Source organism: Aeromonas sp. 602200, from assembly GCF_049173895.1.
Taxonomy (GTDB): Bacteria; Pseudomonadota; Gammaproteobacteria; order Enterobacterales; family Aeromonadaceae; genus Aeromonas; species Aeromonas veronii_A.
In genome coordinates, this window is record NZ_JAAKSL010000013.1 from 59160 (window position 1) to 77735 (window position 18576).

Annotated in this window: 19 protein-coding genes; 8 read left to right on the forward strand and 11 right to left on the reverse strand. The window is 60.4% G+C overall.

Annotation, left to right across the window (positions count from 1 at the left end; genetic code table 11):
- The first annotated feature begins 1 nt into the window (after window position 1).
- From folK to G5221_RS15265, 5 genes are all read left to right on the forward strand, one after another.
- Entirely contained in the window at window positions 2-511 is a 510-nt protein-coding gene (gene folK / locus G5221_RS15245) for a 2-amino-4-hydroxy-6-hydroxymethyldihydropteridine diphosphokinase (RefSeq protein ID WP_227343100.1), read from the forward strand.
- The gene (panB, locus tag G5221_RS15250) at window positions 508-1302 is read left to right on the forward strand and encodes a 3-methyl-2-oxobutanoate hydroxymethyltransferase (protein WP_042063124.1); all 795 of its coding nucleotides are present in this window, start codon (window positions 508-510) and stop codon (window positions 1300-1302) included. The genes folK and panB overlap by 4 nt, the downstream gene beginning before the upstream one ends.
- Before the next feature lie 200 nt (window positions 1303-1502).
- Window positions 1503-2360, forward strand: coding sequence for a pantoate--beta-alanine ligase (gene panC / locus G5221_RS15255; protein ID WP_005335639.1), 858 nt, complete (start codon window positions 1503-1505; stop codon window positions 2358-2360).
- A gap of 24 nt (window positions 2361-2384) precedes the next feature.
- Window positions 2385-2735: a putative quinol monooxygenase gene (locus G5221_RS15260; protein WP_005354654.1), complete on the forward strand. Its 351-nt coding sequence runs from the start codon at window positions 2385-2387 to the stop codon at window positions 2733-2735.
- Window positions 2736-2887: 152 nt separating this feature from the next.
- Window positions 2888-4252, forward strand: coding sequence for a cation:dicarboxylate symporter family transporter (locus G5221_RS15265; protein ID WP_421263530.1), 1365 nt, complete (start codon window positions 2888-2890; stop codon window positions 4250-4252).
- A gap of 83 nt (window positions 4253-4335) precedes the next feature.
- On the opposite strand, the gene G5221_RS15270 is transcribed toward G5221_RS15265, so the two are convergent.
- From G5221_RS15270 to G5221_RS15280, 3 genes are all read right to left on the reverse strand, one after another.
- Window positions 4336-4863 (reverse strand): rhodanese-like domain-containing protein, encoded by a 528-nt coding sequence (locus tag G5221_RS15270; RefSeq protein WP_227341382.1) that lies wholly within the window; start codon window positions 4861-4863, stop codon window positions 4336-4338.
- A 4-nt stretch (window positions 4864-4867) separates the two neighbouring features.
- On the reverse strand, window positions 4868-5287 hold the full coding sequence (locus tag G5221_RS15275) for a MauE/DoxX family redox-associated membrane protein (RefSeq protein ID WP_227341381.1): 420 nt from the start codon (window positions 5285-5287) through the stop codon (window positions 4868-4870).
- Between the two features lie 119 nt (window positions 5288-5406).
- Window positions 5407-5814, reverse strand: coding sequence for a hypothetical protein (locus tag G5221_RS15280; RefSeq protein WP_421263531.1), 408 nt, complete (start codon window positions 5812-5814; stop codon window positions 5407-5409).
- Between the two features lie 246 nt (window positions 5815-6060).
- Between G5221_RS15280 and G5221_RS15285 the strand changes: the two genes are divergently transcribed.
- On the forward strand, window positions 6061-8160 hold the full coding sequence (locus G5221_RS15285) for a hypothetical protein (protein ID WP_421263532.1): 2100 nt from the start codon (window positions 6061-6063) through the stop codon (window positions 8158-8160).
- Between the two features lie 59 nt (window positions 8161-8219).
- On the opposite strand, the gene G5221_RS15290 is transcribed toward G5221_RS15285, so the two are convergent.
- From G5221_RS15290 to hpt, 3 genes are all read right to left on the reverse strand, one after another.
- Window positions 8220-8993, reverse strand: a complete 774-nt coding sequence (locus tag G5221_RS15290) for an ABC transporter permease (RefSeq protein WP_005362866.1) — start codon at window positions 8991-8993, stop codon at window positions 8220-8222.
- Window positions 8990-9907 carry an ABC transporter ATP-binding protein gene (locus G5221_RS15295; protein ID WP_227341377.1) on the reverse strand — a complete coding sequence of 306 codons (918 nt, stop codon included), beginning with the start codon at window positions 9905-9907 and terminating at the stop codon, window positions 8990-8992. The genes G5221_RS15290 and G5221_RS15295 overlap by 4 nt, the downstream gene beginning before the upstream one ends.
- 111 nt (window positions 9908-10018) lie before the next feature.
- On the reverse strand, window positions 10019-10549 hold the full coding sequence (gene hpt / locus G5221_RS15300; RefSeq protein WP_042010962.1) for a hypoxanthine phosphoribosyltransferase: 531 nt from the start codon (window positions 10547-10549) through the stop codon (window positions 10019-10021).
- 201 nt (window positions 10550-10750) lie between these two features.
- Here hpt and G5221_RS15305 point away from each other — a divergent pair, with 201 nt between their 5' ends.
- Complete coding sequence (locus G5221_RS15305) at window positions 10751-11365, forward strand: TetR/AcrR family transcriptional regulator (protein WP_042079938.1); 615 nt, start codon at window positions 10751-10753, stop codon at window positions 11363-11365.
- Window positions 11366-11436: 71 nt separating this feature from the next.
- On the opposite strand, the gene G5221_RS15310 is transcribed toward G5221_RS15305, so the two are convergent.
- Both G5221_RS15310 and mpl read right to left on the reverse strand, forming a co-directional pair.
- A complete protein-coding gene (locus tag G5221_RS15310; protein ID WP_337075132.1) occupies window positions 11437-12048 on the reverse strand; it encodes a flavin prenyltransferase UbiX in 612 nt (203 codons plus the stop codon).
- A complete protein-coding gene (gene mpl, locus G5221_RS15315) occupies window positions 12045-13415 on the reverse strand; it encodes a UDP-N-acetylmuramate:L-alanyl-gamma-D-glutamyl-meso-diaminopimelate ligase (RefSeq protein ID WP_139401195.1) in 1371 nt (456 codons plus the stop codon). The genes G5221_RS15310 and mpl overlap by 4 nt, the downstream gene beginning before the upstream one ends.
- A gap of 258 nt (window positions 13416-13673) precedes the next feature.
- Between mpl and G5221_RS15320 the strand changes: the two genes are divergently transcribed.
- Window positions 13674-14375, forward strand: a complete 702-nt coding sequence (locus tag G5221_RS15320) for a phosphatase PAP2 family protein (RefSeq protein ID WP_421263533.1) — start codon at window positions 13674-13676, stop codon at window positions 14373-14375.
- 69 nt (window positions 14376-14444) lie between these two features.
- Here G5221_RS15320 and galE read toward each other — a convergent pair whose 3' ends face one another.
- The 3 genes from galE to hcp form a co-directional block, all read right to left on the reverse strand.
- On the reverse strand, window positions 14445-15458 hold the full coding sequence (gene galE, locus G5221_RS15325; RefSeq protein WP_005335608.1) for a UDP-glucose 4-epimerase GalE: 1014 nt from the start codon (window positions 15456-15458) through the stop codon (window positions 14445-14447).
- Window positions 15459-15574: 116 nt separating this feature from the next.
- Entirely contained in the window at window positions 15575-16561 is a 987-nt protein-coding gene (locus tag G5221_RS15330) for a hybrid-cluster NAD(P)-dependent oxidoreductase (RefSeq protein ID WP_227341375.1), read from the reverse strand.
- A 111-nt stretch (window positions 16562-16672) separates the two neighbouring features.
- Window positions 16673-18322, reverse strand: a complete 1650-nt coding sequence (gene hcp / locus G5221_RS15335; RefSeq protein WP_227343098.1) for a hydroxylamine reductase — start codon at window positions 18320-18322, stop codon at window positions 16673-16675.
- Window positions 18323-18576 lie beyond the last annotated feature (254 nt).

Sequence of the window (18576 nt, forward strand, 5' to 3'; positions counted from 1 at the left end):
GATGACCGAGGTCTTCATCGCCATTGGTTCCAACCTGTCTGATCCGCTGGGTCAGGCTCGTCGCGCCGTTGCCGCGTTGGCAAGGTTGCCGGAATCTGTGCTGGTGGAGGCCTCGTCGTTTTACAGCAGCCGCCCCATGGGGCCTGCTGACCAGCCGGACTACGTCAATGCCGTGGCCCGGCTCAATACCCGGCTCGCGCCCCTTGCGCTGCTGGATCAATTACAAAAAATCGAGCTGGAACAGGGACGTGTGCGCAAAGATGAGCGGTGGGGACCCAGAACCCTGGATCTCGATCTGCTGCTCTATGGGGATCAGGTGATCAACCATGAGCGCCTGATCGTACCCCACTACGGCATCAAGGAGCGGGAGTTCGTGCTGCTGCCCCTTGCCGAAATTGCGCCTGCTCTGGTGCTGCCCTGCGGCACCCCGCTCGCCCGACTGGTTGCCCGCTGCCCGCACAATGATTTGGCCATCATTGCCCCGCGTGCAGACGTACAGGAGCCTCTATGAGCAAGATCACCACCGCCAGCCTGCTGAAGATGAAGCAGGACGGTCAAAAGTTCACCGCCATCACCGCCTATGATGCCACCTTTGCCAAGCTGTTCGACGACGAGGGGGCCCACGTGCTGCTTATCGGCGATTCGCTGGGCATGGTGCTGCAAGGGGGTCAGGATACCCTGGCGGTCAACATGGATGAGATGGTCTATCACACCCGCTGTGTGGCGCGCGGTGCCAGCAAGGCACTGGTGGTCGCCGACATGCCGTTCATGAGCTACGCCACCCCCGAGCAGACTTACCAGAACGCTGCCCGCCTGATGGCGGCCGGTGCCCGCATGGTGAAGATGGAAGGGGGCGACTGGCTGTGTGACTCCATCCGCCACCTCACCCGCAACGGGGTGCCGGTGTGTGGTCACCTCGGCCTCACCCCGCAATCCGTTCATGTCTTTGGTGGATTCAAGGTGCAGGGGCGCGATGAGTTTCAAGCCCAGGAGATCTACCGTCAGGCCCTCGAACTGCAAGCGGCCGGTATCCAGCTGCTGGTGCTCGAGTGTGTGCCCACTGCGCTGGCCGAGCGCATCACCAAGGCGCTTCGCATCCCGGTGATCGGCATTGGTGCCGGCCCCGCGACCGACGGTCAGATTTTGGTGATGCACGATGCCTTTGGCGTCACCTCCGGCTATGTGCCCAAGTTCACCAAGAACTTCCTGGCCGAGACCGGCGATGTGCGTGCCGCCATCCGCCTCTATGTGCAGCAGGTGAGCGAGGGGAGCTTCCCCGGCCCGGAGCACTGCTTCAACTGATCCCGGCGGTTGCATGATGGGGGCTGCGGCCCCGTCTCTGCTTGTCAGCCTCGCACAGTTAATCCGTATAGCTAATCCGTATCTTATTGATTCATCTAAAGGTGAACTGCTGATAGCCATGTTCGTGCCCCATCCCGCCCGAGCGCTACCGGTAGATGCAACCCGTCTCTCTTTTTGATTTATCGGAAGGTGAACTGCTGATGTTGGTCGTAAATAATCCCGTCGTTCTGCGTGAGCAGATCAGCCAATGGCGCCGTGAAGGGCGTGCCATCGCATTCGTGCCCACCATGGGTAACCTGCATCAGGGCCACCTGACGCTGGTGAAAGAGGCGCACAGTCACGCCGAGAAGGTGGTGGTCAGCATCTTCGTCAACCCGATGCAGTTCGACAAGGCCGAGGATCTCGCCAACTACCCGCGCACTCTGGAGCAGGATTGCGCTGCGCTGGAAGCGGCCGGCGTCGACATGGTGTTCACCCCGACCCCGGAGATCATGTATCCGCAGGGGCTGGCCAGCCAGACCTTCGTCGAGGTGCCGGGTCTCTCCAATCTGCTGGAGGGGGCGCTGCGTCCGGGTCACTTCCGCGGGGTCAGTACCGTCGTCACCAAGCTGTTCAATCTGGTGCAGCCTGATGTGGCCTGCTTTGGCCAGAAGGATTACCAGCAGCTGGCGCTTATTCGCAAGATGGTGGCCGACATGGCGATGCCCATCGAGATCGTCGGCGTGCCCACCGTGCGGGCCGAAGACGGGCTGGCACTCTCTTCCCGCAACGGCTATCTGACTGCCGCCGAGCGGGCCATCGCCCCCGAGCTGGCGCGCACCATGAACTGGATCGCCGAGCAGATTGAAGCGGGTGACCACCATCTGCCCTCCTTGGTGGCGCAGGCCAGCCAGCGTCTCGACAATGCCGGTTTTCGCACCGATGCCATCGACATCGTCGATGCCGCCACCCTCGAATCCGCCACAGATGAGAGCGCGCAGCTGGTGATCCTGATGGCCGCTTATCTTGGCAAGGCCCGCCTTATCGACAATCAAGTGGTCACGCTGCAGCAAGCCTGAGCCCGCCACAACCAGGAGGACCCCATGTCCAAGAAGGTTTACTGCATTGCCCAATTCCTGCCCAAACCCGGTCAGGAGCAGGCCCTGTTTCAGGTGCTGCAGGCGCTCGAGCCCAACACCCTGCGTGAGGATGGCTGCCTGCAATATCGGGTGACCCGCCACATCGCGAGCCCGTTTGCCGAGGGGGAGAGCTTCCCGATCGTGTTCAACGAGATTTGGCAAGATATGGCAGCCTTTGAAGCCCACTGCCAGCGCGCGGAGATCAAGGCTTTCTTCGAGCGTTACTGTCTGGCGGAAGATGGTTTGGCCGCCAAGTGGAATGTCTGCGTCTATAGCGACGAACCCGAACAGTACGACGCCCCCGTAAAGAAGTAATTCCCCCGATTGCCAGCGGACGCCCCCTCGGGCGTCCGCTGCTTTTTCACGCCAGCACTCTCCTGCATTCCGGCGTTTTGTTCTGCGGCCCAGCCCGCATTTCCCTTCGTTTCTATCCACTTTCGGCCTGATGGCCACTACAGGTACTCATGATGTTTGTCCTGATTGCATCGCTTGTTTTCTGTCTGCTCTGTTTTGCCCTGACCCGGATTCCCTCTACTGTGCCGCTCTCGCGCAAGGTACTTGCGGGTCTGCTGCTTGGCGCCCTGTTCGGGCTGGCGCTGCAATTGGGGTGGGGCGCCGATGATGCCGGCGTCCAGCAGACCCTGGAGTGGGTCAATATCATCGGCGGTGGCTATGTCAGTCTGCTCAAGGTGGTGATGATGCCGCTGGTGTTCACTTCCATCCTCTCCGCCATCAACAAGCTGGAGCAGGCCCAGTCCCTTGGCAAGATCAGCGCCGTGCTGATCGGCTCCATGCTGACGTTGGTGATGATCGCCGGTGTGGTGGGGATGACCATTACCCACCTGAGCGGTCTCACCGCAGCCGGGTTGTTGAGTCACGGTAGCGACAGCGCCACCCTGCAACAGAGCATGAGCACCATCGACAGTGCCCAGACTCTGCCTGCCCTGCTGCTCTCGCTGGTGCCCACCAACTTTGCCGCCGATATGGCGGGTAGCCGTAGCCTCTCGATGATCGGGGTGGTGATCTTCACCGTGTTGGCCGGGGTTGCTCTGCTCCAGATGAAGGCGGAGCACCCGGAGGCGGGTGCTCGCGCCGCCGTGGCCATCGACACCCTGCAGTTGTGGGTGATGAAGATGGTGCGGGTGGTGATTGCGCTCACCCCTTATGGCGTGATGGCGCTGATCGCCCGGGTGGTGGCCCACTATCCCCTGAGCGAGATCCTCAGCCTGCTCGGCTTTATTCTGGTCTGCTACGTCGCCATTCTGGCGATGTTTGCGGTACACATGGTGATCCTGCTGCTGATCGGCCAGAACCCGCTGCACTATCTGCGGGAAGTGTGGGGTGTGCTCACCTTCGCTTTTGTCTCCCGCAGCAGCGCCGCCTCCATCCCCCTCAGCATCGAGACCCAGCAGCGCCTTGGGGTGCCCGCCAGCATCGCCAACTTTGCCGCCTCGTTCGGTGCCAATTTGGGGCAGAACGGTTGTGCTGGCATCTATCCGGCCATGATGGTGGCGATGATTGCCCCCATGCTCGGCATCAACCCGTTTGATCCCCTGTTCCTGCTCACCCTGCTGCCGGTCATTGCGCTGGGCTCCATCGGGGTGGCTGGCGTCGGCGGTGGCGGCACCTTCGCCGCGCTGATCGTGCTCTCCACCCTCAACTTCCCCATCGCGCTGGTGGGGGTGATGATCGCCATCGAGCCGCTGGTGGATATGGGCCGTACCGCTCTCAACGTCAACGGCTCCATCATGGCGGCGATGATCACCAAGCGGTTGCTGGGCAAGCAGCAGCTGGCCAACGTGGAGACGATGCAGACGCAGGCCGCCAGCTAACCCCGAGAGTTGTCCAATATGAAAGAAGCCCGCAGTTGCGGGCTTCTTTTATGTCGACTGTATTACCTTATGAGCAGACGCGCTTACTCGGCAGAGACGGGGTAACCGGCCCCTTTCCAGGCGAAGATGCCGCCCGGCACCCGATAGACCTGCTGATAGCCCTGAGTCACCGCCCAGGCGGCGGCATTGTGGCTGCGGCCGCACTTGACGAAGCCGCAGTAGATCACCACCGGGCGGGACTTGTCTTCACCCAGCAGTGCCTGGAACTGTTCCGCCGTGCCGCTTCCCTCGACGATCTCGCTCCAGTTGTCACCAGCCTTGGCCTCTTTCACAAAGGCAAAGTTCTTGGCGCCCGGGATGTGCTCCTTCTTGTAGGAGTCCTCATAGGGCATGGTGTCGATGATCACCAGCTCCTCGCCCTTGTCCATCCGGGTTTTCAGCTCGGCCACGGTCAGCAGCTGATAGCCCCCCTGCTGCGCTTCCTGTGCCAGCTGTACAGCCGATTGTTCCAGCTTCACCTCCTGCTCGAACTGGTTGTCGCCACAGCCCGCGAGGGCAAAGCTGGCGGCGATCAGCGAGGCCAGCAGAGTGCGGGATCGCAATGTCATCATGTCACTACTCCTTTGGAACGGGAAAAACGGGGCGGGAAGTTCGCAGCAGGGCGCCCGCAAGCGTCAGTAGCAGCAGATCCCGCACAATGGCCTCCGGCAACGAGCTGAGATCAGCCCTGCCCAGACAGCCGCAAGAGATGTCGAGCCCGATGGCAACGCCATAGCCCAACACCGGAATAAACAGGGCGAGCAGCCCGATCACCAGCCAGAGCCCCCAGCGCCGGTTGGCGATCACCGCGAGGCCTGCGCAGAGCTCAAGGGCAATCAGCCCCCAGGCGGCGAACGGGATCAGCGGTGGCCAGAGCAGGCCAAAGGCGCCGATCTGCTCGATGAACAGGGCGGGGGAGGCCAGCTTGAACCCGGCAGAGGCGAGGAAGAATCCCCCCAGCGCCAGATTGGCCAGCATGCGCAACAACGCAGGCATTTCCTACCTCTTTATAGAGAGGGGTAAATTCTAACAATTCCCGATTGAGCCGCAATGACTAAACCCATGCCAAACAAGATAAATCTCGATTTTGCGAGACAGTGACCAGAATGGGGGCGCTAGACCCTGATGGTGGCGGTTGTGGAGGCGGGTTGTTGTGGCTGTGTCGATTGCTCCCTGTCGTGCTGGTGGGTCAGCAGTTCGGCAGCCAGCTCGATGGCCCGCTCGAGCAGTAGCAGCAGGCTGTCGACCGTCAGATGATCGAGCCACTCGCGGGCCCAGATTAGGGTCTCTCCCTGCTCGGTCTGATCCAGCAGAAACACCGGCTCGTCGCCAAGGTGGTTTAGCAGGGGCGTGTTGGGCATGGAGTGGCCCGGTAGCAGCAGATAGATCACCAGATGGCCCTCATCCTCTGCCAGCGTCAGCACCAGCTCGTCGTTGATGGCGAGGGTGGTGGCTGTCTGTCCGGCCACCGGAAGCGGAAATCCAAGTTGTGTGTACAGGGCGGTAATGAGAGCGTGATACATGGCCAAACCTCGGGCAGGGGGAGAGTGACACCCTATGCGGCTGATCGGTGGCTGCTTATCACTTGTCGTCATTTTTTTAGCGTTTTTGGTCGGCGGGGCGAGTGGTTGTGCCGAAATTGTGAGCTGACAGACATCTTTTACGGGTCAGTCCGAATCCTAAAAAAGCGGGACCATCGCTGACAGGGTGACAAGGGGGGGGGGGCGTACGCTGAGGATCCTCTCTCTCATCAACGCAGGTTTCTTGTCATGAAAATTGCCTCCCCGGATATCGATGTAAGCCGTCATCAGCAGACAACTCCTGATGCCACACCATCAGCTACTGCCCGCCTTGGCAACGCCAGATTACGGCTGCTGGATGCCGGTAGCCGTGAGTTCGATAGGGCGATCCGCCGTGGTATTGGCCATCGGCAGAGCCCGGAACTTAAGGCGGTCAAGCAGGCCGTGCGGCACTATCAGGCCCAGTCAACGCCTTCACTTGCCGGGTTGGCGAAGATCGAACAGGCGCTGCAGTTCTGGATCGACTCGGGCAAGAACCGCTCCCGTCAGCAGGATCCCGTGTTGCAAAAACTGGTCGATGACATCGCTGTCCGCCGTCAGGCGTTGGCACAGGGTGGCAAGCCTCCCTCATTTCAGCTGGCGTGGGTCTGCAACGAGCAGGGGAGGGTCAATCAGCCTATCGAGAGTAACCAGCAGATCCGCCAGTGGTGCAGCGAGTTGGCTCGCCTGCAACAGGAGGGGGCCAACGACCTGTTCAAGCAGGAGCTGCAAGGGGGACTAGACCTGATGTTCGGGGTGAGTGAGGGGATGATGGCGCGACGGCTGGAGCGGGCGCCGACCCGTGAAGAGGTCGCAGCAAGCCACGAGTGGCAGCTGTTTTGCGGGACCTTGCGTCAGGCTCTGCCCGCACTGGGTGAGCTCAAGCCGCAAGCCACTGCCGAGGAGAATGGTCGCGATATCCTGTTGACCCACAGTCAGTTGCTGGAGCTCGGCCACCTCAAGGAGGTTCTGGATCTCAGCATTCAGCAGCAGGTGAGCAAGCAGGGGGAGATTGGCCTGCTCAGGACCGAGCTGCTGACCGCGCTGGTGGATGGACTGGATGAGCCCTGGCTTGAGCGCGAGGCGCAGGAGAAGGCGCTCTGGCAGGGAGAGGCCGCATCAGGCAAGCACTATCAGAGTGGTGTACGGGCCGAGCTCAAGAGCCCTCTCTCTGCGGCCAGCAAGGAGCTGAAACCGGGTGAGCCCGTGAGCCACAAGGCCTTTGGCGGGCTCGGACTGGTCAGTGCCAGTGCGCTGGTGGAGGCTTTCGCCAAGATCGAAATTGGCAAGTGGGAGGGGCGTCGTGACACGCCGGTAGGAGAGTTTGCCGGCAAGGTGGCTCTGACCCAGGAGAACAAGGCGAGTGCCAAGGCCGAGCTGGTGATTGGCAAGGCGGAGGGCTCATTGGTGTTCAATCCGGTGAACAAGATCGTCAATGATACCGACGGATCGCGTTACACACCGGGGCCCCATGACCTTAGTCTGCTGCGCATCGGGGCCAGTGCCGAGCTGGTGAGCAGGCTGGGGCTGTCGGTGGAGGGGAGCTGGACTATCGGCAACCTGCTTAACGCCAAGCTGGCAGGCTCTGCCGAGGTGGTCGCCAATGCCAAGCTGGAGGCCGGTGCTGCGGCTATCATGACCCCAAATGGGCCAGTGGTCAGCGTGACGGCCAACGCCTCGGCCTTTGCTGGTATGAAAGCTGAGGGGAGTGCCCAGCTCAATCTGCTCAAGAGTCAGTATGCGGATGCCTATAGCCTTTCGGCCAAGGTACGCGCCTCCGCCAATCTGGGTGTCGGTGCATCGGCCGGTGCCACTGCGGCTTTCGGGCCACAGGGAGCCAAGTTTCATACTACCCTTGGCGTGACACTGGGGGGGGCCGATGTCGGTTGGGAGGGCGGAGTCAACGCCATGGCAACCAAGGCGTATGCACTGGAGCTGGCCGCTCGTGCGGTAAGCAACTTTGATCAGCGCAAAGGGGAGCAACTAGATGGACTGGCGATGGCGGCAGGGAATGAAAACCGTCTCTTCGAACTGGCCCAGCGGGTCGATAACCGGATTGTCACTCTCGCCACCCAGTTGGATGAACTGCAGCTGGCGGCCAGCGAGAACCGGATCCGGATGCAGGAGAGCCTGATCGATCCCGATCTCGCGGCTGGTCGCACCGCCATGGCGCAGGCTATCGACGATGCCTTCGGTCAGGAGCGGGTCGATGAGCAGGGTGGCGTCACGGTTCCCGAGCGGGCCGCCGAGCGCAACGAAAAGCTTGAGCTCACCGCCCGGCTGCTAAAGGATCACGCTATCCGGGTCTAAGTCATCCCGAGGTGGGCCGGACAATGAAAACGGGCACCGCGAGGTGCCCGTTCTGGTCATCAGTGGCGCAGGCCGGTGCCGCGGGAGATGAGCCACCAGGCGATACCGTAGAGGGCCACGATAAAGCCGATGATGATGAGGTAGGCGGTGCCGAGCGGCACGTCGGAGATGCCGAGGAAGCCGTAACGGAACGCGTTCACCATGTAGATGATGGGGTTCACCTGGGAGACGCCCTGCCAGAAGGGGGGCAGCAGGCTGATGGAGTAGAACACCCCGCCCAGATAGGTGAGCGGCGTCAGCACGAAGGTGGGGATGATGCTGATGTCGTCGAAGGTCTTGGCAAACACCGCGTTGATAAGGCCACCCAGCGAGAAGAGGATGGCGGTCAGCAGCACGGTCACGCAGACGCTGAACAGATGGTGGATCTGCAGCGGCACGAAGAAGAGCGACACCAGGGTGACGATAAGGCCGACGCAGAGGCCGCGCGCCACGCCACCGCCCACGTAACCGGCGATGATGACGTAGTTGGGCACCGGTGCTACCAGCATCTCCTCGATATTGCGCTGGAACTTGGCGCTGAAGAAGGAGGAGGCAACGTTGGAGTAGGAGTTGGTGATCACCGACATCATGATGAGGCCGGGCACGATGAACTCCATGTAGGTGAAACCGCCCATGTCACCGATGCGCGAACCGATCAGGTTGCCGAAGATGACGAAGTAGAGGCTCATGGTGATGGCCGGTGGCACCAGGGTCTGGATCCAGATCCGGGTAAAGCGGCTCACCTCCTTGGCCAGAATGCTCTTGAAGGCGATGTAGTAGATGGCCAGATTCATGCTTTTCTCCCCTCTTCGACCAGATTGACGAACAGCTCTTCCAGCCGGTTGGCTTTGTTTCGCATGCTCAGGACCTGCACCTGCTGGTTCGACAACTGCTCGAACAGGCTGTTGAGTGACTGGCTCTTGTCGAGATCCACTTCCAGGGTGCGTTCATCCGGCATGCGGCCGTTGAACTCTGGTACCTCGGGTACGGCAGAACCTGGCGCAAGGTCGAGCAGGAAGGTCTCGCGACCCAGCTTGCCCAGCAGGTTTTTCATGCTGGTGTTCTCGATCAGACGACCCTTGTCGATGATGCCAATGTTGCGGCAGAGCATCTCCGCCTCTTCCAGATAGTGGGTAGTGAGGATGATGGTGACACCCTGCTCGTTGAGATCCTTGAGGAAGGTCCACATGGAGCGGCGAATCTCGATATCGACCCCGGCGGTCGGTTCATCGAGGATCAGCAGTTTGGGTTCGTGCATCAGGGCGCGGGCGATCATCAGACGGCGCTTCATGCCGCCTGAGAGGGTGCGGGCAGGCATGTCGCGCTTCTCCCACAGATCGAGCTGGCGCAGGTACTTCTCGGCGCGGATCTTGGCTTCCGCCTTGGGCACGCCGTAGAAACCGGCCTGATGGGTGACAATCTGGATCACCTTCTCGAACTGGCTGAAGTTGAACTCCTGCGGCACCAGTCCGAGCTGGGCCTTGGCCTGTTCGAGATCGCTGTCGATGTCGTAGCCAAACACCTTCACCTTCCCGGCGCTCTTGTTCACCAGCGAGCTGATGACGCCGATGGTGGTGGACTTGCCCGCGCCGTTCGGGCCGAGCAGGGCGAAGAAATCCCCCTGCCTGACGGTAAGATCGATGCCTTTAAGGGCTTCGACGCCCCCCTGATAGGTCTTTTTCAGGCCGCTGATTTCCAGTGCGTTCATTGCAACCTCTGTGATGGTTGAATCCGGCTCGATACAGAAAAGGCGGCCAAGGCCGCCTGCACAGAGTAAAGGGCGCAAGGCCGCTTCACCCGTGATATTCCTGAACCTGGCTTACTCCTGGGGTACCACTTTGCCGATAAACGGCAGGTTGCGGTACTTCTGGGCGTAGTCGATGCCGCAGCCGACCACGAATTCGTCCGGAATGGCGAAGCCAATCCAGTCGACCGGCACCTGCACTTCGCGGCGGGAGGGTTTGTCCAGCAGGGTGCAGATGGCCAGGGATTTTGGCTCGCGCAGGGAGAGGATCTCGCGCACCTTGTTGAGGGTGTAACCGGTGTCGATGATGTCTTCCACGATCACCACATCCTTGCCCTTGATGTCGTCGTCCAGGTCTTTGAGGATGCGGACGTCACGGGTGCTGTGCATGCCGGAGCCGTAGCTGGAGGCGGTCATGAAGTCCAGGGTGATGGGCAGCTGGCACTGGCGGCAGAGGTCGGCCAGGAAGATGCAGGAACCGCGCAGCAGCGCAATCATCACGACTTCGTCAGAACCCTGATAGCGGGCGGTGATCTCTTCACCCAATTTGGCGATCCGGGTGGCTACTTCAGCCTCGGAGATCATCACCTCGACGGTGTGTTTCATCACTTACTCCCATAAGGCCAAAGGGGATTTGGCCGTTCATGAATATCAAAACCGATGATTCTACCACTCATGTCGAAGGGTGCTAGAGATACGTGGTGCTTTTATCGGCTTATTTTAATTGATAGAGTTAGCAGGCACTCAGGCATGATTAGTTAAAATACTATAAACACCATAATCAATAACTATTAGATGATAAAAACTATGGAACCACGCGCAGAAATAAGACGTCGTACCCGGCTGTCGCCGGAAGCTCGTCGCTCCCAATTGATGGAATGTGCCATCGAGGTGTTCTCCCGTCGCGGCATTGGCCGTGCAGGTCACGCCGAGATAGCCGAACAGGCCAAGGTCTCTGTGGCTACCGTCTTCAACTATTTCAACACCCGCGAGGAGTTGGTAGATGAGGTGCTGGCCGAGATCGAACGCTTTGTGAACCAGATGCTGTCGCAGGCATACGGTGACCAGGGCTCCATTTTCGACAAGATCCAGCGTCATGTACGCCTATCTGTCGATGCTGCCTACGATCAACCAGATTATGCCGGTATCTGGCTGGAGTGGAGCTCATCGGTTCGGGAAGAGGTATGGCCCCGCTATACCCGGCTGCTCGATCACTGCCTTGAGCTGATCGCCAGCGAGCTGCAAACCGCCATGGATGCAGGGGAGATCACCAGCGTGCTGTCAGCACAGGATCTGGCCCGCTCTTTGACCGGTTTTGGCTATGTGATGATGCAGATGATCAATCAACCTCAGCGCCCGGCGCGCCAAGAGGTGACTGATTTCCTGTTCAAGTACGTGACGGCGCCAATTCAGGCTCGCTAACACGGCTTAACGAAAAACGGCGTCACTCATTGAGTGGCGCCGTTTTTTTATGGCCGAATGTGGCGGTCAGCTCAATGGTGGCCATAGCCCCAGCGGTTGGTCAACTCATGCTCGACACCTAGATGATCGAGGATGCGGGCGACCATAAAGTCCACCAGATCGGCGATGCTTTTCGGCTCATGATAGAAACCGGGGGCGGCAGGCATGATGGTCACGCCGAGCCGCGCCAGTTTCAGCATGTTTTCCAGATGGATCGCCGAGAAGGGGGTTTCGCGGGGCACCAGGATCAGCTGGCCGCGCTCCTTGATCACCACATCCGCTGCCCGCTCCAGCAGGTTGTCCGAGGTGCCGTTGGCAATGGCCGAGACGGTGCCCATGGAGCAGGGGCAGACCACCATCTGTTTGGGGGCGGCCGAACCGGAGGCCACCGGCGAGAACCACTCCTCCTTGCCGCAGGCGACAATCTGCCCCTCCTTGGCGCCATATTGGCGACAAAGATAGGCAGAGAGCTCTTTCGGCGAGCCGGGCCAATCCTGCTGCTGCTCGGTCTTGAGTACCACACGAGCTGCCGATGAGGCGAGCAGATAGACCCGATAGTCCGCCTGCACCAGACACTGGAGCAGGCGAAGGGCGTAGGGGGCGCCGGAGGCACCGGTCAGCGCCAGGGTGATCGCTTTGTTCATAGTTCGCCGTGGTAATCCTTGAGGCGGGCGATCAGCTTGTCATGAATGCCACCGAAGCCGCCGTTGCTCATGATCAGAATATGGTCGCCATCGCGGCTCTCGGCCACCAGCCGGTTGATCAGGGTCTCCAGATCGTTGAATACCTTGGCGGGTCGGGTCATATGGGCCGTCACCTCGCCGAGATCCCAGCCGATGTTGGGGGGTTGGAAGAAGAACACCTCGTCGGCGCCATCGAAGCAGCCAGCCAGCTCCTCCTTGTGAACCCCCAGCTTCATGGTGTTGGAGCGTGGCTCCAGCACCGCCAGAATACGGGCTTCTCCTACCTTGGCGCGCAGGCCGCCGAGGGTGGTCTCGATGGCGGTGGGGTGGTGGGCAAAGTCGTCATAGACGCTGATGCCCGCTACCTCACCCTTGAGCTCCATCCGCCGCTTGGGAGATTTGAACTGGCAGAGGGCGGCGATGCCATGCTCCACCATCACGCCAGCGTGGCGGGCGGCAGCGATGGCCATCAGACCGTTGTTGACGTTGTGTTCGCCAATGCACTCCCAGTGCACCTCGCCCTGTTTTGTGCCATCCAGCCACACCTCGAAGGCGGAGCCGTCATCGGCCAGCTTGACCGCCTTCCACTTGGCGTCGTCCTGACCAACCAGCTCTACCTCGCTCCAGCAGCCCATCTTGCGCACGGCGGTGAGGTTGTCATCGGCTTGCGGGAACAGCACCCGGCCGTTGCTCGGCACGGTGCGCATCAGGTGGTGGAACTGGCGCTGGATCGCGGCGAGATCCGGGAAGATATCCGCGTGGTCGAACTCCAGATTGTTCATCACCAGGGTGCGCGGATGGTAGTGGACGAACTTGGAGCGTTTGTCGAAGAAGGCGCAGTCATACTCGTCTGCTTCGATGACGAAGAAGGGGGCGGAGCCGAGACGGGCGGAGACCGGGAAGTTGCCCGGCACGCCGCCAATAAGGAAACCGGGTTCCAGTTTGGCGTACTCCAGCACCCAGGCCAGCATGCTGGCGGTGGTGGTCTTGCCGTGGGTGCCGGCTACGGCCAGCACCCAGCGATCTTGCAGCACGTGCTCCAGCAGCCACTGGGGGCCGGAGATGTAGGGCAGATTGCGGTCCAGCACATATTCAACACAGGGGTTGCCGCGGCTCATGGCGTTGCCGATCACCACCAGATCCGGCGCCGGATCGAGTTGGGAGGGGTCATAGCCTTCGGTCAGTTCAATGCCCTGTTGCTCGAGCTGGGTACTCATGGGGGGATAGACGTTGGCATCCGAACCGGTCACCCGGTAACCAAGCTGTTTTGCCAACACCGCCAGACCACCCATAAAGGTGCCGCAGATCCCGAGAATGTGAATATGCATACCGCTTCCTTTCGCAGTAAAGGGAAGTGCGCATTCTAGGGGGTGTTGCGGTGGTGGCACAAGCCGCACTCATGGTGAGAGGCCCACAGATGCAGCACCGGAGGCAGAAATCTTGGCGCTGTTGGGATATGCGAGATTGGAATGGGCTGGAAGGCTTTATTTGAGACTTGATATTGTGTCGCACTTTCTTACAATTCTTCGGTTTTGTGACGCACTCTACAGTTTTACGATATCGCCCTTTTCCAAAGGAGAGTCCCCATGGGCAAGTTCCTGCTTTGCTATCTGGTCGGTGGCCTGGTGGCCATCAGTTGGGCTGCGCTGCCCGCTCATGGTCCCTGGGATCAGTGGGACCTCACGATTTTTCACACCGTTAACGGCTGGCTCGGCCAGTCGGCTCTGTGGGCCGATCTGGTGGCCATCACCAACAACCGGCTGTTCGATCTGGCGGTGCTGGCCTGTATGGGGCTGATCCTGGCCCGCTGCTTCTTTGCACGGGATCTGGCGGGTCGTCGCCAACTGGTAGCGATGGGCATAGTGATGCTGCTGAGTGCACTGGTGATCAACCAGCTTGGTCACCGATTGCCGGTGGAGCGACCCAGCCCGACCCTGATGGTGGCTGATGCGCTGCGAGTGACCCAGATCAGCGCTATTCCGACCAAGGACTCTTCCGGTGACAGCTTCCCGGGGGATCACGCCCTGTTCCTGATGATCTTCGCCGGTTTTGCCCTGCGCTATCTGCCGCGCTGGGCGGGAGTCACCGCATTGCTGATGGTGCCGATCTTTTCCGCGCCGCGCATTCTGGCTGGCGCCCACTGGTTTACCGATGTCTACGTCGGCGCGCTGGGGCTGGCGACACTCTGCCTGCCCTGGTTACTGCTGACTCCGCTGGCGGATCGGCTGATAGACCGCATTGCTCCCCGATTGGCCCGTGTGCCGCTGCTGCGCAGTCAGACCCACTGATGGAACGTCGCAAAATAAAACGCCCCGACATGAAAATGTCGGGGCGTTTTGTTATCCACCCGCGAGAGCTCAGCCTTGATAGCCGTTCGGGTTGTTGCTTTGCCAGCGCCAGGTATCGACCATCATCTGCTCCAGACCGCGCTCTGCCTGCCAGCCCAGCTCGGCACGGGCCAGCGTCGGCTCTGCCCAGCACTCGGCGATGTCGCCCGGGCGACGGGGTTTGATCTGGTAGGGAATGGGTCGGCCGCTGGCTGCTTCAAACGCCTTGACCATCTCCAGTACCGAGTAGCCCTGACCTGTGCCCAGGTTGTAGGTGAAGACGCCGGTGTCGCTCTTGATGCGCGCCAGTGCTTTCAGGTGGCCGATGGCGAGATCCACCACATGGATGTAGTCGCGCACGCCGGTGCCATCCGGGGTCGGGTAGTCGTTGCCAAATACTCCCAGCTCCTTGAGCTTGCCGACACCCACCTGGCTGATATAGGGCAGCAGGTTGTTGGGGATGCCGTTGGGATCTTCACCAATCAGGCCGCTCTCATGGGCGCCGACCGGGTTGAAGTAACGCAGCAGTACGATAGCCCAGCGGGGATCGGATTTGGCGAGATCACGGAGGATCTCCTCCACCATCAGCTTGGAGCGACCATAGGGGTTGGTGGCGCTGGTGGGGAAATCTTCCCGCAGCGGTACCGAGGCGGGATCGCCATAGACAGTGGCCGAGGAGCTGAATACCAAGCGGAAAACGCCAGCCTTGGCCATCTCTTCGCACAGCACCAGAGTGCCGCTGATGTTGTTCTGGTAGTAGGTTAGCGGGATCTGGCTCGACTCCCCGACCGCCTTGAGGCCGGCGAAGTGGATGACCGATTCGATCTGGTGGTTGGCGAACAGCTGCTGCAGGCAGGCTCTGTCCAGCACATCCCCTTCGACGAAGGTGACCGGTTTGCCGGTGATCTGCTCGACCCGCTTGAGTGACTCCGGTGAGGAGTTGGATAGGTTGTCGAGTACCACGACCTGCTGCCCCGCGCCCAGCAGCTCAACCAGGGTGTGGGAGCCGATATAGCCAGCGCCCCCTGTGACCAGTATTGTCATTTTTTATCCCGTGTTCTGGTGAAACTGGGGCAGAGTCTAGCGCCCCAGTCTACTTGGGAAAAGCTTGGGATACTGATGACGCCTTCACCGCACCTGACAAAAGCCTGCACCACGCCTCAATAATCGAGACTGATATCCCCTTTCGCGGTGCAGGAGCAGGCCAGAGCAACGCCGCTCTCCAGATCCTGCGCACTCAGGGTCATCACGCTCTGGCGCTCGATGTCACCTGTGGTGGTGCAACGACAGCTGCCACATACGCCAGCGCGACAAGCAGCCATCATGGTTTCGCCCGCCGCTTCCAGCGCCGCCAGCAGGGTCTGACCCGGCAGGATCTTCACCTTTTTGCCGCTCTTTTTCAGGGTCAGCCAGAAGTGGTCGCTGGTGGTGGCGGGCTCTGCGGAGGGAAGACCAAAGGACTCCTGATGCAGCTGCTCCGGCGGCAATCCCAGCTCCGTCAGCATGGTCCTGACCGCCGCCATATAGGGGGCCGGGCCACAGAGATACACATGGCGTTCGCGCAGATCTGGGGCCAGTTCGGCTAGCATGGCGGGGGTGAGTCGGCCCACCCAGGGATGAGCCGTTGGCGCCTCTTCCAGTATCAGGGCATGGCGAATACCTGCATGGGCCTTGGCCAAGGCTGCCAACTCATCTGCGAAGATCACATCTGCTGGCGAGCGGGCGCTGTGAATAAAGCGGATATCGGCATCCGGCCGTTTGGCGAGCTCGTCCCGCAACATGGCCCACATGGGGGTAATGCCGGAACCGGCACTGAGCAGCAGTGGCCGTTCGCAAGGCAAGGCGGTCAGGTTGAAATCGCCGAACGGGCCATCCACCCGGATTTTGTCTCCCACTTGCAAGGTCTGGTGTAGATGGCGAGAGACCCGTCCCACATCCTTGATAGTCACTTGCCAGCATGCATCCTGCGGGCTGGAGGAGAGGGTATAGGCGCGGCACTCCGGCTGGCCGTCAATCTCGGTGTGCAGGGTGATGCACTGGCCTGCCAGCACGGGAGGGAGGTTGCCGGAAAACGGCGCCAGCTGCCAGCTCACTACGTCGTGGGTATTCTGCTGGCGGTCAATGCAGATGAGCGTGAGAGAGGTCATCACAAGGCTCCTTAGGTGTGAAACGGTTTGAAAAACGTCTGATGAAAAAGCCGGATCCAGAAAAAAGGCGAGCCGGGCGGCTCGCCAAACGCTTACAACATGAGGTGCCGATCAGGCCGCCAGGATCTCGGCCAAGTCAGCCTCGGCCGTGGTGGTTCCTTTCAGTCCGAATTGCTCCTCCAGCACCTTGAGCAGGGCCGGGGTAAGGAAGGCAGGAGCGGTCGGGCCGGTACGAATGTCTTTCACCCCGAGGGAGAGCAGGGTGAGCAGAATGACGATGGCTTTCTGCTCGAACCAGGAGAGCACCAGCGTTAGCGGCAGATCGTTGACCCCGCACTCGAACGCTTCGGAGAGCGCCAGCGCCAGCTGGATGGCTGAGTAGGCATCGTTGCACTGGCCCACGTCCAGTAGGCGCGGAATGCCGCCGATATCGCCAAAATCGAGCTTGTTGAACTTGTACTTGCCGCAGCCCAGGGTGAGCAGCAGGCTGTCACGCGGCGCCGCCTTGGCAAACTCGGTGAAGTAGGCGCGCTCGGCCTTGTCGCCGTCACAGCCACCCACCAGGAAGAAGTGGCTGATCTCTCCGGCTTTGACCTTCTCAATCACCGCGGGGGCGGCCTGCATCAGGGCGTTGCGGGCAAAGCCGATGGTGATGAAGTGCTCGAGCTCGGTGTGCTTGAAGCCTTCCAGCGCTTGCGCCTTGGCGATCACGGCGGAGAAATCATCCCCCTCCAGATGGGTTACGCCCGGCCAGCCGACGATGGATCGGGTGAAGATGCGATCCGAGTAGTTGCCCACATTCGGGTCGATGATGCAGTTGGAGGTCATCACCACGGCGCCCGGGAAGTTGGCAAACTCTTTCTGCTGGTTCTGCCAGGCGGATCCGTAGTTGCCCACCAGATGGGGGTACTGCTTGAAGAAGGGATAGGCTAGCGCAGGCAGCATCTCACCATGGGTGTAGACATGGATGCCGGTCCCCTTGGTCTGCTCCAGAATGAGTTTGAGATCCATCATGTCGTGGCCGGAGACCAGAATGCACTTGCCGGAGATGGGTGTTACGCGTACCTGGGTGGGTTCCGGATGGCCGAAGGCGCTGGTTTCACCGAGATCCAGCATCTCCATGATTTTGAAGTTGAGCTGACCGATCTCCATGGCACAGCTGAACAGCCGACCCATTTCGCTCGGGTCTGTGCTGAGCCAGCTCATGATGCGGTGGAATTCGGCGGCCACCTCATCACTCTGCTGATCCAGCACCCGGGCGTGCTCCATGTAGGCGGCGGCGCCCTTGAGGCCGTAGAGGCAGAGCAGACGCAGCCCCATGATGTCTTCGTTCACTTCGTTCTTGCCCCGATTGGGGGCGGCTGGCGCGGCATGGGCAAGTTGTTCCAGCAGCTCGGCACCGGGCTCGAAATAAGCGGACTGTGGCAAATCGTTCACCTGCACCGCCATGGCGGTCAGACGATCGGCCAGCTGCTGGCGATAGGCGAGGGCCTGATTGATGTAGGCCACGATGCGATTCGAGTCGAAGTTGACGTTGGTGAGGGTAGCGAAGAAGGCTTTGGGCACGAAGGCATCGATCTCGCGGTCGATGATGCCCTGCTCGCGGGCAGCCAGCGCCCAGGCGCTGAGCCCCTGCAGGGTATAGATCAGCACATCCTGCAGATCCGAGGTTTCCGCCGTCTTGCCGCACATACCTTGTGCGTAGGCACAGCCGTTGCCAGCCGGGGTACGAATTGTCTGTTCACATTGCACACAAAACATCATGCCTCTCCTAATTGGACATTTCAGTTGTTTGTTTTGTGGCGATTCTATTCCTCTCGCGAAAAACTTAATAGGTATTCAATTTGCCAATTAAGTTTCCCTTGATGCAGATCAAAAACAAAAAAGCCGCCCAAACAGGGCGGCAAGCGGGTGGATAAAAGGAGAGACAACTCAGGTTTGCAACAGAACATAACAATCAGATGGATTGGGCCGTGGTCTGGTCAGGAGCTTTCGGCCCGGTACTTACTCAAGCC

Bases quoted from the DNA above. Each gene is read 5' to 3' on its own strand.
- folK (WP_227343100.1), top strand. From the start codon at position 2: ATGACCGAGGTCTTCATCGCCATTGGTTCCAACCTGTCTGATCCGCTG.
- panB (WP_042063124.1), top strand. From the start codon at position 508: ATGAGCAAGATCACCACCGCCAGCCTGCTGAAGATGAAGCAGGACGGT.
- panC (WP_005335639.1), top strand. From the start codon at position 1,503: ATGTTGGTCGTAAATAATCCCGTCGTTCTGCGTGAGCAGATCAGCCAA.
- G5221_RS15260 (WP_005354654.1), top strand. From the start codon at position 2,385: ATGTCCAAGAAGGTTTACTGCATTGCCCAATTCCTGCCCAAACCCGGT.
- G5221_RS15265 (WP_421263530.1), top strand. From the start codon at position 2,888: ATGTTTGTCCTGATTGCATCGCTTGTTTTCTGTCTGCTCTGTTTTGCC.
- G5221_RS15270 (WP_227341382.1), bottom strand. From the start codon at position 4,863: ATGATGACATTGCGATCCCGCACTCTGCTGGCCTCGCTGATCGCCGCC.
- G5221_RS15275 (WP_227341381.1), bottom strand. From the start codon at position 5,287: ATGCCTGCGTTGTTGCGCATGCTGGCCAATCTGGCGCTGGGGGGATTC.
- G5221_RS15280 (WP_421263531.1), bottom strand. From the start codon at position 5,814: ATGTATCACGCTCTCATTACCGCCCTGTACACACAACTTGGATTTCCG.
- G5221_RS15285 (WP_421263532.1), top strand. From the start codon at position 6,061: ATGAAAATTGCCTCCCCGGATATCGATGTAAGCCGTCATCAGCAGACA.
- G5221_RS15290 (WP_005362866.1), bottom strand. From the start codon at position 8,993: ATGAATCTGGCCATCTACTACATCGCCTTCAAGAGCATTCTGGCCAAG.
- G5221_RS15295 (WP_227341377.1), bottom strand. From the start codon at position 9,907: ATGAACGCACTGGAAATCAGCGGCCTGAAAAAGACCTATCAGGGGGGC.
- hpt (WP_042010962.1), bottom strand. From the start codon at position 10,549: ATGAAACACACCGTCGAGGTGATGATCTCCGAGGCTGAAGTAGCCACC.
- G5221_RS15305 (WP_042079938.1), top strand. From the start codon at position 10,751: ATGGAACCACGCGCAGAAATAAGACGTCGTACCCGGCTGTCGCCGGAA.
- G5221_RS15310 (WP_337075132.1), bottom strand. From the start codon at position 12,048: ATGAACAAAGCGATCACCCTGGCGCTGACCGGTGCCTCCGGCGCCCCC.
- mpl (WP_139401195.1), bottom strand. From the start codon at position 13,415: ATGCATATTCACATTCTCGGGATCTGCGGCACCTTTATGGGTGGTCTG.
- G5221_RS15320 (WP_421263533.1), top strand. From the start codon at position 13,674: ATGGGCAAGTTCCTGCTTTGCTATCTGGTCGGTGGCCTGGTGGCCATC.
- galE (WP_005335608.1), bottom strand. From the start codon at position 15,458: ATGACAATACTGGTCACAGGGGGCGCTGGCTATATCGGCTCCCACACC.
- G5221_RS15330 (WP_227341375.1), bottom strand. From the start codon at position 16,561: ATGACCTCTCTCACGCTCATCTGCATTGACCGCCAGCAGAATACCCAC.
- hcp (WP_227343098.1), bottom strand. From the start codon at position 18,322: ATGTTTTGTGTGCAATGTGAACAGACAATTCGTACCCCGGCTGGCAAC.